This window comes from Arthrobacter sp. Y3221048 (assembly GCF_059092685.1).
The window spans coordinates 186,892-200,227 of sequence record NZ_JBNHHX010000003.1 but is presented as its reverse complement, the minus strand read 5'-3'; the positions used below and the strand labels follow the sequence as shown (position 1 = coordinate 200,227).

Here is a 13,336-nt window from a genome sequence, read left to right as displayed (position 1 = left end):
GTTGAATCACGCATTGGCCCCTGCGGGCGGTGCAGACAAGGGGGATAGCGGTGGCGGATGTGAGCATTGAGTTCTGCGGCGAATGGTACGAAGCCACGAACAACGACGTGTTCACCATTGGGCGCGAAGGCGACCTGGAGATCGACGACAATCCCTATCTGCACCGCAGGTTCCTGCAGATCGCCCACTATGACGGCATCTGGTGGCTGGCCAACGTCGGCTCCCTCATCTCCGCGACCATTGCCGATTCAACCGGGGGGATGCAGGCATGGCTGGCGCCGGGAGCGCGGATCCCGATGGTCTTCAGCCAGACGAACATCGTTTTCACGGCCGGCCCCACGACCTATGAGCTGTCGGTCCATGTGAAGACGCCGTCGTTCCGGCAGGAACACCGGGACACGGATGCGGTGGGCGAAACCACCATCGGCCCGGTGGTCTTCACCGCGTCGCAGAAGGCCCTGATCCTGGCCCTGGCTGAACCGATGCTCAAGCGCGACGGGACCGGGCTTAGCTCGATCCCGTCGTCCTCGCAGGCGGCGGCCAGGCTGGGCTGGCCCCTGACCAAGTTCAACCGCAAGCTGGACAACGTCTGCGACAAACTGGACCGCGTGGGCGTCGCCGGACTGCGCGGCGGCGGCGGAAAGCTTGCCACCAACCGGCGCGCGCGGCTGGTCGAACACGCGGTGACCTCGCACTTGGTCACCGCGGCCGACCTGCCGCTGCTTGACGAACGGCCGGACGCGGAAGACTGAGCGGCGGCCGGTCCAGCGAGGACTTGCGGGCTCCGCCGTCGTCGCCTGAACCGCGCTTCTCGGGCAAGATAGTCAGGTGAGCACAGTCGAAACACCTGCCAGCGGGATTCCCGGCGACGAGATCCGCCACGAGTACGAGCAGCTGACCGAGGACGTCCGCAAGTACCGCTACGCGTACTACAACGAGGACGCCCCGCTGGTCTCGGACGCCGAGTTTGACCTGCTGTACCGGCGGCTGGAGGAGATCGAGGCACTGCACCCGGAGTTGGTGGCCAACGACTCGCCCACGCAGGAAGTCGGCGGCGAGGTTTCCGCCGCCTTCGCTCCGGTGGAACACCTGCAGCGGATGTACTCGCTGGAGGACGTCTTTTCGCTGGACGAGCTGAAGGCCTGGGTGGACCGCGCCGCGGCGTCGGTGGCCAACCTGGGCAGCGGCAGGAAACTGCGCTGGCTCAGCGAAGTGAAAATCGACGGACTGGCCGTCAACCTGCTCTACCGCGATGGCGAACTGGTCCGGGCCGCGACCCGGGGAGACGGCACGACCGGCGAGGACATTACCCACAACGCCCTGACCATCGCCGACATCCCGCGCCGGCTCTCCGGCGGCAACATCCCCTCCGAGGTGGAGATCCGCGGCGAGATCTTCATCCCCACCAAGGACTTCCTGGCGCTGAACGAGCGGATGGTGGAGGCAGGCAAGGCGCCGTTCGCCAACCCGCGGAACTCGGCGGCCGGCTCGCTGCGGCAGAAGGACCCGAAGGTGACGGCCGAGCGGCCGCTGCACATGTTCGTCCACGGGATCGGCGCCCGCGAAGGGCTCGCCGCCGAGAGCCAGTCGGACACCTACAGGTTGCTGCAGGAATGGGGGCTGCCCACCAGCCCCTATTACAAGGTCGTGGACAGCTACGACGAGGTGCTGGAGTTCATCGAACACTACGGCGAACACCGCCACGACCTGCTGCACGAAATCGACGGCATCGTGGTCAAGGTGGACGACTTCGGCCTGCAGCGCGCGCTCGGCCACACCTCCAGGGTGCCCCGCTGGTCGGTGGCCTATAAGTATCCGCCGGAAGAGGTCCACACCAAGCTCCTGGACATCCGGGTGAATGTGGGCCGCACCGGCCGGGTCACGCCGTACGGCGTGATGGAGCCGGTGAAGGTGGCCGGTTCCACCGTGGAGATGGCCACGCTGCACAACCAGGACGTGGTCAAGGCCAAGGGCGTGAAGATCGGCGACATCGTGGTGCTGCGCAAGGCCGGCGACGTCATCCCGGAGATCGTGGGCCCGGTGCTGGCGCTGCGGGATGCGCAGGATCCGCCGGTGCGCGATTTCGTGATGCCCACCGACTGCCCCTCGTGCGGCACCCCGCTGGCTCCCGGCAAGGAAGGCGACGTCGACCTGCGCTGCCCGAATGCCAAGTCCTGCCCGGCGCAGCTGACCGAGCGGGTGGCCCATCTGGCCGGCCGCGGCGCCTTCGACATCGAAGCGCTGGGCTACGAGGCCGCGTTCGCGCTGACCCGGCCGGCCGAACCCGAACAGCCTCCGCTCACCAACGAGGCCGGGATTTTCAGTCTCAAACCCGAGGACCTGGCCGACGTGCGGATCCGGCGCGAGAAGAAGGCGAAGGGCGTGCCCACTGGCGAGACGGAACTCGTGCCCTACTTCTACACCAAGGGCACCGCCAAGAAGCCCTCTGTGCCCACGGCCAACACCAGGAAGCTCTTCGAGGAGTTGGAGAAGGCCAAGACCCAGCCGCTCTGGCGCGTCCTGGTGGCGTTGTCCATCCGGCACGTTGGTCCCACCGCTTCCCGCGCCCTGGCCACTGCGTTCGGGTCGATGGACGCCATCCGGGCCGCCAGCGAGGACCAGTTGGCGCACGTGGACGGGGTGGGCCCCACCATCGCGGCCGCGCTGAAAGAGTGGTTCGCCGAGGACTGGCATGCGGGGATTGTCGACGCCTGGGCCGCCGCCGGCGTGCGGATGGCCGACGACGTGGACGAGAGCATGCCCCGCACGCTGGAGGGGCTGACCGTGGTGGTGACGGGTACGCTGCCGAACTTCAGCCGCGACGAGGCCAAGGAAGCGATCATCATCCGCGGCGGCAAGGCCTCCGGCTCCGTCTCGAAGAACACCAGCTATGTGGTGGCTGGCGAGAACGCGGGGACCAAACTGGACAAGGCCGAGTCCCTTAACTTGCCCGTGCTGGACGAGGACGGTTTCCGCCGGCTGCTGGAAACCGGCTCGGCGTGACGGGGGAGCGGCCAGGGCCCGGCGCCAGCTGGCAGCAGTTGCTCTCCGCTCTGGCCAGCCACCGCCTGCGGGGGCTCTATGCTGCCCTGGTGCTGGGCCAACAGCCGGAGATGACCCCCAAGGAACGGCAGAAGCTCCTCGCCTCCGGCCTGGTGACGCACGACGGCGGTGCCCTCGCCGTTGAGCCCGGTGTCTTCAAGGCAGCGCTGGCCGCGGCACGGAAACCCCAGCCGACCGGGCCGGAAAGGTTCCTCGCCGGCGAGCTGGTGGTGCTGCCATCCCGTGCCTCCGACCGGCTGGAACTGCTGGGCCATATCCGCGACCGCATCATTGCCGGCAGCGAGGTCCTGGCCGAAAAGGAACTGAACGCCAGACTGGCCGCCTTCACACCCGATGTGCCGATGCTCCGCCGTGCCCTGGTGGATTACGGCTTCCTGGACCGCGAGCCTGACGGCACCGCGTACCGGATCGCCAACCGCCGCGGCGACGGCCCCGGCCAGCAGTAGCAGCGGCGAGCTGCGCCGAAAGCAGCGGCAGCCACGTCGCGAAACGCGCGGACATCCCGGCGGCCTCGCGAAACTATCGTGACTGGCATCACCGGCCATGGGACGATGGATGTGCGAGGTGAGCCATGAACGAGTTCTTTGCCAACGGTTTTCCCTGGTGGTTCATCTGGGTCGGTTTCGCCGTGGTCTCCGGTCTGGGACAGCGTGCCAAGCGCACCCGGCGCGGTCAGGGCTGGAACCGGACCGGTGGCCGCCGCCGCGAAAGCGCACGGTCGGAGGCGGCCCGGCGCGAGGCCGACCGGATACGTGCCGCCGCCGCCGCAGAGCAGCAGCGGCTCCGCGACACCGCGGCGGTGATGGCCGACCATGACGCGGTGAACGCGCGCTGGCTGGACTACGAGCTGGACGTGGCCAAGCTGATCGATTTCCCCATGATGTCCGATGTCCGCGAGCCGCTCACGGTGGCGTTCCTGCGCGCCAAACGGACCGCGGACGGGCTGCGGCCGGTCACCGCCGCGGAAGTTGCCACCGACGAGCGGCTGCGCGAATACCGCGAGGCGGTGCGGGCCTATGAGGTGGCCTTCGACATCGCCGAACGCGAGGCCCGCCGCATTCAGGACCAGCACTTCAGCGGCCCCGAACGGCTGCGGCTGAACACCGCACGCCGGCTGCTGACCATCGCGGTGGACCGGGCGGCCACCCCCGCCGAGCGGCAGTTGGCCTACGCACGGGCCCGCAAGGAGCTCGACGGTCTCTTGGCGCTGCCGGCCGAGGCCGTCGCCGCCCTGCAGCGGCGGGTCCATCCGGAGTTGCTCCCGCCCCTGCCCGGTCCGGCGGCTGGACCGCCGGCGGGACGGCAATACGGCGGCGAGGCCTGAACCCCCATTGGCGCGCACCGCCCGCGGTGCGGGAAACTGGTCAGGCAAGCCCCGACGTCGTACTTTCCATACCCGCAAGGACACCGCCCAAGCACATGCAGATCACCATCCGCCCTGCCACCGCCACCGATTTTGACGACGTGGAGCGCCTGACGCGCGAGGCGTACCTGGCCGCGGGACACTTCCCGGCAGCCGACCACCCGTATCTGGTGCACGTTTCCGACGTGGCGCACCGGGCACAGCATGCCGAGATCTGGGTGGCCGAGCGGGGCGGGAAGGTGGCCGGCGCGGTCACGCTGGCGCAGGCTGGCGGGAAGTATGCCGACATTGCCCGGGAGGGTGAACTGGAGTTCCGGATGCTGGCCGTGGATCCGGGGCTGCAGCGCTCCGGCGTCGGCCGCGCGCTCGTGGACGCCATCGTGGAGTACGCGCGCACGCTGCAGGGCATCAACGCCGTGAGCCTGACCACCGGCAGCGACTGGACGGCGGCACACCGGCTGTATGAATCGCTGGGATTCGACCGTGTGCCGGAACGGGATTGGCCGGTGCCCGGAACGGACATCCGGCTGCTGGTCTTCGTCAAGCGCCTCTAGGCGGCCCACGGACGGCAGGAGTACAGCGGCGGCACTCAGGGTTTGCCCAGTGTGAACGAATCGGTGAAGTTCCCGCCGCCGGCGCCGACAAACGTAGCCGTCAGGGAGTCCTCGGTCACCTCGATCTCCATAAACCCGTGCGTGGGGTCGGCGTTTGCGCCGGAGTTGGCGGCGAAGTAGGGCGCCTCGGCATCGGAGCCGTTGACGTCGCGCAGCGGTTGCCCGCCGGTGCCGACCGTCGCGAAGACCGTGCCGGCACCGGACTCGAAGTCGGCGTCGGTGTCGGAGATGCAGGCATTATTGCTTTGCGCGGGCAGCAGCGACGGACAGTTCGGGCCCAGGGCGAGTTGGTGTGTCCGCTGGTAGAGGTGTTCGTGGCCGTGCAGCACCAGGTCCACCTTTTTGTCCAGCAGCAGATCCGTCACGGCGGGACCGGGATCGCACTCGTAGCGGCCCACCGAGTGGCAGGGCTTGTGGGAGCCAACCACAATCCACGGGATGTCCGCCGTGCGGGCCGAGTCTATGGCAGCGGTCGTCCACCGGTACTGCTCGGTCCCGGGAAGGTAGTCCCATCGGCCGGAGTCGGGAAACTCCAGGCCCGGCGAAATCAGTATCAGCCGCAGCAGGGGATCCCGCTGCGGGATGTCCACGAACCATTGGCGCCCATAGGTGCCTTGGACGCCGGGTAAGCGGGGAGGAAGGCAGCGGGCGAATTCATCGATCGAACCGTTCCGGCCATCGCTTTCGTGGTTTCCGGAAACCAACTGCAGGGGGATATCCGGCCCCAGGTGGTCGGTGACGAAACTGCACCACCCCGATTCTGTGCCGGGAAGCCCGTAGGACAGGTCGCCGAGCGCCAGGCCGAACCGTGCACCGCTTCCCGCCATCGCTTCCAGCACCTGCGCGGCACCTTCGTCGAAGCCGAAGTCCCCGGCCGCCGCGAATCTCACGCGTTCCGCGGAGTTGCCGCCTGTCCGGGGCGCGGGGGCCGCCGTGCCGGCCGGGTCTGAGGCAGGTGGTGACGTAACCGGCGGGGCGGCCGGCGCGCGGGAGGTCGAGGAAGTGGGGCCCGCCGAGGCTTGTGGCGCCGGGGCGGGAGAGCCTTGCCCTGGGCTGCTGCAGCACGGCAGCAGGAGGGCGGTCAGGGCTATGGCAGCCAGTCGAGCCGGACGCATGGGGCCTCCTCGCCGCGACGGACTCGGGCGTCCGGTCGGAAGCCCGACACCCCTACCGGCCGTTCGCGGGGGCCACATTCTAGGTGCCCGGCCTAAGGCGGTCAAACTGCTTCGCGAATTTTCTTGTCGCCCGCTGGCCGTTTGTGCCACACTGGGGACAGCATTTTGAGTGATCCGTTGGGGAACACGCCGGTCGGCCAACGCCTCGATGGGGACCGGAGCTACGCCAGGACAGGCTGAACTCCTACCGTGCGGACCGGGCGTCCGCACAAGCTTCATGGGTGAGCGGGGACGGGTAGTGACCCGAATCGCTCTGCGCCGTTGGGGGCGTTTTTATGTCTGGCTTGTTGGTTCGCTGGACCCTCAAATTCCGGTTGCTGGTCTTGGCTGCCGCGGCGGGCATTCTCGGGTTGGGACTGGTGACCCTGCCGTCGATGCCGGTGGACAACCTCCCCGAATTCGCCCCGCCCCATGTCGAAATCCAGACCGAGGCGCTGGGTCTGTCGGCCGTAGAGGTCGAGCAGCTGATCACGTCTCCGATGGAGGCCGACCTGCTCAACGGCGTGGCATGGCTGGATGAAATCCGATCGGTCTCCGTCCCGGGTTTGTCCTCCATCGAGATGGTCTTCGAACCCGGCACCGATATCCTGCGGGCCAGGCAGCTGGTGGCGGAGCGGTTGACGCAGGCCTTCGCGCTGCCGAACGTCTCTACGGCCCCGGTGCTGATGCAGCCGCTGTCGTCGAACAGCCGGGTCATGATGGTCCAGCTGAGCTCTGCAGAGCAGTCGGTGATCGACATGTCGGTGCTGGCGCGCTGGAACATCAAGCCCGTGCTGATGGGCGTCCCCGGGGTGGCCAACGTGTCGATCTGGGGCCAGCGTGAACAACAGCTCCAGGTCCATGTGGACCCCGAGCGCCTCCGCGCACAGGACGTGACGCTGAACCAAGTGATTGAAACCACGGGAAATGCCGTCTGGGTGTCCCCGCTGAGCTTCCTGGAAGCCTCGACCCCGGGCACCGGCGGATTCTTGGAGTCGGCCAACCAACGCATCGGCATCCAGCACGTGCTGCCGATCCAGAACGCCGAGGACCTGGGCAAGGTCAGCGTCGAGGGGACCGGCGACAAACCGCTCCAGCTCGCCGATGTGGCGGAGTTGAGGGAGGACCACCAGCCGTTGATCGGCGACGCCGTAACCGGAGACGCCCCGGGGCTCATCCTGGTCATCGAAAAATTCCCCGATGCCAACGTCGTCGAGGTCACCAAACACCTCGAGGAGGCACTGGACGAGCTTCGCCCCGGATTGCCCGGCATCGAGGTGGATTCCACGATCTTCCGCCCGGCAAGCTTTTTGGAGTCCGCCGCGAACCAGTTGGGGCTGGCGCTGCTCATCGGCCTGCTCGTGGTGACCGTTGGGATCGGCCTTGCCTTCCGATCCTGGCGGTATGCCCTCATTGGGCTCGCAGCCATCGTCCTGTCGGCCGTGGCTGCGGCGCTGATACTGCAGTGGCAGGGAGCTGTGCTGAACACCATGGCTTTCGCCGGCATCGTGCTGGCGCTGATCGTCGGCGTGGGCGACGTCATCGCCGACCTGCACAGCGTCCGGCACAAGCACACCGGCCAGCCTGCGCGAACCTTCGCGCCGGCCCCCGCGCACCATGCTGGGCAGGAAACGGCGGCAGACAACCCGGCCGGCTTCGGCGGGAATCAGCATCCGGCGGAGGCAACGGCGACCGACGGCCGGGAAAGCCTGCTGGCCCGGGCCCTGCGGCGGTCGAGAATGCCGATGATATTCGCGGCCCTGGCAACGTTGCTCGCGCTGGCCCCGGCCTTGTTCATCCGGGGAGTCGACGGCGCCTTGCTGAGGCCGCTGATACTCTCCTACCTGCTGGCCGTCGCCGTGGGGTTCATCGTGGCCCACACCGTCACCCCCGCCCTGGCCAGCATTCTGGTGCCCGCCCGGGAGAAAACGAGGCCGGCCCCCGCGGCCGTGCAGAAGGTCCGGCGCCGGCTGGACCACCTGCTCGCCTCCGCCGCCGAGGGGCGGCGTTGGCTGGCAGCCGGCGCAGTCGCAATCCTCGGGATCGCCGCCCTGGCTGCGGTCCCGCTCGTCGCTGCCGGAAACCCCGTGGTGGCTTCCGTGCCGGACCGCACCCTGCTGATTCAGTGGGACGCAGCTCCCGGCACCGCCAATACCGAGATGAACCGCATCACTGCCAGGGCCAGCGATGAACTCAGGACGGTCGACGGCGTCGCGGCCGTCGGCGGCCACGTCGGGAGGGCCATCACGTCGGATACCGAGGCGAACGTCAGTTCCAGCGAGATCTGGGTGACGCTCGAGGACGGCGCGAGCTTCGACCGGGTCAAAGCCGACGTGCAGGGAATCGTCGACGGCTACCCCGGCCTGGCGAACCGGGTGCTGACCTATCCGGAAGGCCAAGTCGACCGGGTTCGGCAGGCCAACGAGCAGGGCTTCCAAGTACGCGTCTACGGAATCGAGCTGCCCATCCTGCGGGAGAAGGCCGAAGAGCTCCAACAGGTCATGGCCGGGATCGACGGTGTAGCCAATCCGCGGCTGGACATTGCGGTGGACCAGCCGATCGCGGAGATCGAGGTGGACTTGGACGCCGCCGAACGGGTGGGCATCAAACCGGGTGACGTGCGCCGCGCCGCTGCCGCCATCCTGCAGGGCATCGAAGTCGGGTTCATCTTCGAGCAGCAAAAGGTTTTTCAGGTGATCGTCAAGGGCGACGAAGCTACCCGGGGCAGCCTCACCAGTGTCCGCGAGCTGTCCATCGATACTCCTGATGGCGGCAGCGTCCGGCTCGGCGACGTAGCCGACGTGCGCATTAGTCCAAACCAGACGGTCATTCATCATGACAACACCTCGCGCCGCATCGACGTGCTCGCCGATATCGAGGGGCGCAGCCTGGGCGAGGTTCAGTCGGAAATCCGCGCAGCGATCGCCGAGATGGAATTTCCGGTCGAGTACCACGCGGAAATCCCGCCCCAGTACGAAGAACAGCAGGTTTCAACCCAGCTGATTTGGTGGCTCGCGGCCGCGGCTGCCATCGGCATCCTGATCCTGCTGCAAACCGTGCTCGGTAGTTGGCGGCTCGCCGCCCTGGTGCTGCTGGCACTGCCGGTCGCGCTGTCCGGAGGAGTGCTCGCGATCCTGCTCACCGGTGGCGATGGATCGCTGTATGCGTTGGTGGGGCTCGCGGCGGTGCTCGGCTTTGCCATCCGGGAAGCGTTGCAGCTGGTGGGGCATTTCCAGACGTTGCAGAGCGACGACCCGTCCCGTCGTCCGGTCGAACTGATGCGCAGGGCCGGCGGCGACCGGTTGCCGCCGATGCTCCTGGCGGCTGCGGTCGCTGCCCTGGCACTGGTGCCCTTGGTCGCCTTGGGCGGAACCGTCGGAGCCGTCACCATCCTGCCCCTGGCCGTGGTGGTTTGGGGCGGCCTGATCACCACCGCACTGCTGGTGCTGTGGGTCCTGCCGGTCTTGGTCCTCACGCTCGGCCCTTCCGGCCAACCCGACTGGTCGAACTCACTGGTCAATATGCACGAGTCTGTACTGCAACGGAGGCAGGAAATGTCATGACTGGCCAACGTCATGGACGCCACAGTGCGCTGGTCGCAGCGACGGCCGCGGCAACCATTGTGTTGTCCGGCTGCGCGGCAGCCGGCCCGGAAATGGAACCCCAGGGCATCGAGGCCGCCGTCAAGGAGACGATTCCCGGCTCCGAGCTGAACCGGCTCACCCTCACCGAGCAAGCGGCGGAACGGCTGGACCTGACCACGGAGCCGGTGGCCGCCGGAACCGGGAGCGGGCTGGAGATTCCCTACAGCTCGCTGATCTACGATGCTGCCGGCGACACCTGGGTCTACACCAACCCCGAACCCCTGGTCTTCGTCCGGGCCCCCGTCGAAGTGGGCCGGATCGAGGGCGACGTCGTGCACCTCAGCGACGGCCCGGAGCCCGGCACCGACATCGTCACCCTCGGTGCCGCCGAACTCTTCGGCGCCGAGTTCGATACGGCCCACTGACATGCGCCGGATCGTCGCTTTCAGCCTCAAATTCCGGTCCGTGGTGGTGGCCATCGCCGTCGGAATCATGCTGTTCGGCGGCGTCAGCCTGAGTACCGCATCGGTGGACGTTTTCCCTGAGTTCGCGCCGCCGAAAGTCGAAATCCAGACGATCTGCATCGGCCTGACCGCCTCCGAGGTGGAAGAGCTGGTCACCGTCCCGCTGGAAGAGGCCCTGAACGGCGTCGAGGGCCTGGACGACCTGCGCTCGAAATCCGTCTCCCAACTGTCCTCCATCGTGCTGATCTTCGAACCGGACACGGACCTGTTGACCGCCCGGCAACTGGTATCGGAGCGGATCGCCAACACCACTCCGACCCTGCCCACCTGGGCATCGCCGCCGGTCATGCTGCAGCCGTTGTCGTCGACCAGCCGCGTCATGAAGATTGGCCTGACCTCCGACGAGCGCTCGCTGATCGAGATGTCGATGATCAGCTACTGGAAGATCCGCGCCCACCTGCTCCGCGTGCCCGGCGTCGCGAACGTGGCCATCTGGGGCGAGCGACTGCAGATGCTGCAGGTGCAGGCCGAACCCGAGAAGATGCGCGCCGAGGGCGTGTCGCTGAACCAGGTGATGACGGTCACCGCCGACGCCCTGGATGCAGGGCTGCTGCAATATTCCCCCGGCGCGGTGATCGGCACCGGCGGCTACATCGGGACACCCAACCAGCGGCTGGGCATCCAACACGTGCTGCCCATTACGACGCCGGAGGCCCTGGCCAAGGTGACCATCGACGAGCGCGACGGCGATCCGCTGCGCCTGGGCGATGTTGCGCGCGTGGTTGAGGACCACCAGCCACTCATCGGGGACGCCGTGATCAACCAGGGCGAGGGGCTCATGCTCATCGTGGAGAAACTTCCCTGGGGCAACACCCTGGAAGTCACCAAAGGGGTGGAAGCGGCGCTGAAGACGATGGAGCCGGGCCTGAGCGGCATCGAGATCGACACTGAAATCTTCCGGCCCGCCAGCTTCATCGAAGAATCGCTGAACAACCTGACCGTGGCGCTGCTGCTCGGAACCGTCCTGGTGATGATGGTCCTCGGCGCGTTCCTGTTCCAATGGCGCACCGCGCTGATCAGCATCATCGCGATTCCGCTCTCGCTCGTGACCGCCGCGCTGGTGCTCTACCTCAGCGGCAGTTCGGTCAACACGATGGTTTTGGCGGGGTTGGTCATTGCCGTGGGCGTGGTCGTAGACGATGCCATCATCGACATCGAGAACATCATCCGGCGGCTGCGCCAGCACCGCGCCGAAGGCGGCAGCAGGTCCACCATGCGGGTGGTGCTGGACGCTTCCCTTGAGGTCCGCGGGCCGATCGTTTATGCCACTTTGATCATCATCGTGGCGGCGATCCCCATCTTCTTCCTCGAAGGACTCACCGGGGCGTTCTTCCGGCCGCTGGCCATCTCCTACACCCTGGCCGTGCTCGCCTCGATGCTGGTCGCCCTGACGGTCACCCCGGCGCTGGCCCTGATCCTCATGCGCAACGTGCCGTTGGAGTCGCGCGAGCCTCCGCTGGTACGGGTCCTCAAACGCGGCTACCACGCCATCCTCAAGCGCTTCGTGCGGCGCCCGCGTCCGAGTTACGTGGTCTTCGGCGCCATCGCGGCAGCCGGGGCCGTGATGGCGCCATTCCTCGGGCAGTCGCTGCTGCCGGACTTCAAAGAGCGGGACTTCCTGATGCACTGGGTCACGCAGCCCGGCACCTCGGTGGGGGAGGAGTACCGCATCAGCCAGCGAGCCTGCGCGGAACTGCTGCAAATCGAGGGCGTGCGCAACTGCGGCGCCCACATCGGACAGGCGTTTGCCGCCGACGAGGTGGTCGGGGTCAACTTCGGCGAGAACTGGATCAGCATCGACCCGGCGGTGGACTACGACAAGACCCTGGCCGCGGTCCAGGAAGTCGTGGAAGGCTACCCCGGTATATACCGCGACGTGCAGACCTACCTGAAGGAACGGATCCGCGAGGTGCTGACCGGATCGAGCAACGCGGTGGTGGTGCGGCTCTACGGCGATGACCTGGACATGTTGCGGGAGAAAGCCGAGGAAATCAACGAGATATTCCAGGCAACCGACGGCGCCATCGACGAGCACGTGTCATTGCAGGTGGACGTGCCGCAACTTGAAGTGACCGTCGACTTGGAGACGGCACAGCGGTACGGGCTGAAACCCGGCGACGTCCGGCGCGCCGCGGCAACGCTGGTGGCCGGAGAAGAAGTGGGCGACGTCTACCGGGGCGGGAAAGCCTACGACGTCCAGGTCTGGAGTCCGGAGGAAATCCGATCCGACGTGACCAGCATCAGAAACCTGCCCATCGACACACCGAGCGGCGAGCGCATCCGGCTGGCGGACGTCGCCGATGTCAGCCTGCGGCCCACGCCGAATGTCATTGAACGTGACGACAACTCCCGGCGCATCGACATCGAGGCCAACGTCGAAGACGGGGCGTTGGCCTCAGTGGTCGCGGCGATGGAGGCCGGGCTGGCAGAGATCGAGCTGCCGCCCGGGTTCCATGCCGAAATCCTCGGCGAGTACGAAGAACGGCAGGAAGCCACGCAGCTGCTGCTGACCCTCGCGGTTGTGGCGCTCGCCGTCATCTATTTGCTGCTGCAGGTGTCCTTCGGCAGCTGGCGCCTGGCGACGATGATCATGCTGACCCTGCCGATCGCGCTGGTGGGCGGCGTGTTTGCGGCTTTCCTGGGCGGCGGCGTGCTCTCCCTCGGGTCCATCGTCGGGTTCCTGACCGTGATGGGCATAGCCGCGCGCAACAGCATCCTGCTGATCAACCATTGCCAGCACCTGGAGAAGTTCGAGGGCGAAACCTTTGGTCCGGCGCTGGTGCTGCGCGGCGCGGGCGAACGGCTCTCGCCGATTTTGATGACCACGCTCGCTACCGGATTGGCGCTCGTGCCCCTGGTGGTGATGGGCAGCATCCCGGGGCACGAGATCGAGCATCCGATGGCGTTGGTTATCCTCGGCGGGCTGGTCACTTCCACGCTGTTGAACCTCTTCGTGGTCCCTTCGCTGTACCTGCGGTTCGCCAAGCCCAAGGCCGAACGCAGGGAAGCCGAGGCTGTCGCCGTGGGATAGTCC

General features: G+C 67.3%; 8 protein-coding genes and 1 pseudogene. 8 read left to right on the top strand and 1 reads right to left on the bottom strand.

Going from position 1 to position 13,336, the window contains the following annotated elements; all coding sequences use genetic code 11:
* Positions 1-50: 50 nt before the first annotated feature.
* From AC5RVS_RS09855 to AC5RVS_RS09835, 5 genes and pseudogenes are all read left to right on the top strand, one after another.
* Positions 51-752 (top strand): hypothetical protein, encoded by a 702-nt coding sequence (locus AC5RVS_RS09855; RefSeq protein ID WP_493988059.1) that lies wholly within the window; start codon positions 51-53, stop codon positions 750-752.
* A 76-nt stretch (positions 753-828) separates the two neighbouring features.
* Positions 829-3,000 (top strand): annotated as a pseudogene (gene ligA / locus AC5RVS_RS09850) (NAD-dependent DNA ligase LigA); the annotation flags it as partial.
* Positions 3,000-3,509 carry a DUF2087 domain-containing protein gene (locus tag AC5RVS_RS09845; protein ID WP_493988060.1) on the top strand — a complete coding sequence of 170 codons (510 nt, stop codon included), beginning with the start codon at positions 3,000-3,002 and terminating at the stop codon, positions 3,507-3,509. The pseudogene ligA and the gene AC5RVS_RS09845, both read left to right, overlap by 1 nt.
* Positions 3,510-3,634: 125 nt before the next feature.
* Entirely contained in the window at positions 3,635-4,387 is a 753-nt protein-coding gene (locus tag AC5RVS_RS09840; RefSeq protein ID WP_494107991.1) for a hypothetical protein, read from the top strand.
* Between the two features lie 95 nt (positions 4,388-4,482).
* Positions 4,483-4,980 carry a GNAT family N-acetyltransferase gene (locus AC5RVS_RS09835; RefSeq protein ID WP_494107990.1) on the top strand — a complete coding sequence of 166 codons (498 nt, stop codon included), beginning with the start codon at positions 4,483-4,485 and terminating at the stop codon, positions 4,978-4,980.
* Between the two features lie 35 nt (positions 4,981-5,015).
* Here the strand turns inward: AC5RVS_RS09835 and AC5RVS_RS09830 are convergent, their stop codons facing one another.
* Positions 5,016-5,930: a metallophosphoesterase gene (locus tag AC5RVS_RS09830; RefSeq protein WP_494107989.1), complete on the bottom strand. Its 915-nt coding sequence runs from the start codon at positions 5,928-5,930 to the stop codon at positions 5,016-5,018.
* A gap of 560 nt (positions 5,931-6,490) precedes the next feature.
* On the opposite strand from AC5RVS_RS09830, the gene AC5RVS_RS09825 reads away from it, so the two are divergent.
* From AC5RVS_RS09825 to AC5RVS_RS09815, 3 genes are read left to right on the top strand one after another with little or no spacing between them, the layout of a single operon-like run.
* Positions 6,491-9,757: an efflux RND transporter permease subunit gene (locus AC5RVS_RS09825; RefSeq protein ID WP_494107988.1), complete on the top strand. Its 3,267-nt coding sequence runs from the start codon at positions 6,491-6,493 to the stop codon at positions 9,755-9,757.
* Complete coding sequence (locus tag AC5RVS_RS09820; RefSeq protein ID WP_494107987.1) at positions 9,754-10,203, top strand: hypothetical protein; 450 nt, start codon at positions 9,754-9,756, stop codon at positions 10,201-10,203. The genes AC5RVS_RS09825 and AC5RVS_RS09820 overlap by 4 nt, the downstream gene beginning before the upstream one ends.
* 1 nt (position 10,204) lies before the next feature.
* Positions 10,205-13,333, top strand: a complete 3,129-nt coding sequence (locus AC5RVS_RS09815; RefSeq protein WP_494107986.1) for an efflux RND transporter permease subunit — start codon at positions 10,205-10,207, stop codon at positions 13,331-13,333.
* Positions 13,334-13,336 lie beyond the last annotated feature (3 nt).

Coding starts and splice junctions, on each gene's coding strand:
- AC5RVS_RS09835 (WP_494107990.1), top strand. CDS start 4,483: ATGCAGATCACCATCCGCCCTGCCACCGCCACCGATTTTGACGACGTG.
- AC5RVS_RS09820 (WP_494107987.1), top strand. CDS start 9,754: ATGACTGGCCAACGTCATGGACGCCACAGTGCGCTGGTCGCAGCGACG.
- AC5RVS_RS09840 (WP_494107991.1), top strand. CDS start 3,635: ATGAACGAGTTCTTTGCCAACGGTTTTCCCTGGTGGTTCATCTGGGTC.
- AC5RVS_RS09825 (WP_494107988.1), top strand. CDS start 6,491: ATGTCTGGCTTGTTGGTTCGCTGGACCCTCAAATTCCGGTTGCTGGTC.
- AC5RVS_RS09815 (WP_494107986.1), top strand. CDS start 10,205: ATGCGCCGGATCGTCGCTTTCAGCCTCAAATTCCGGTCCGTGGTGGTG.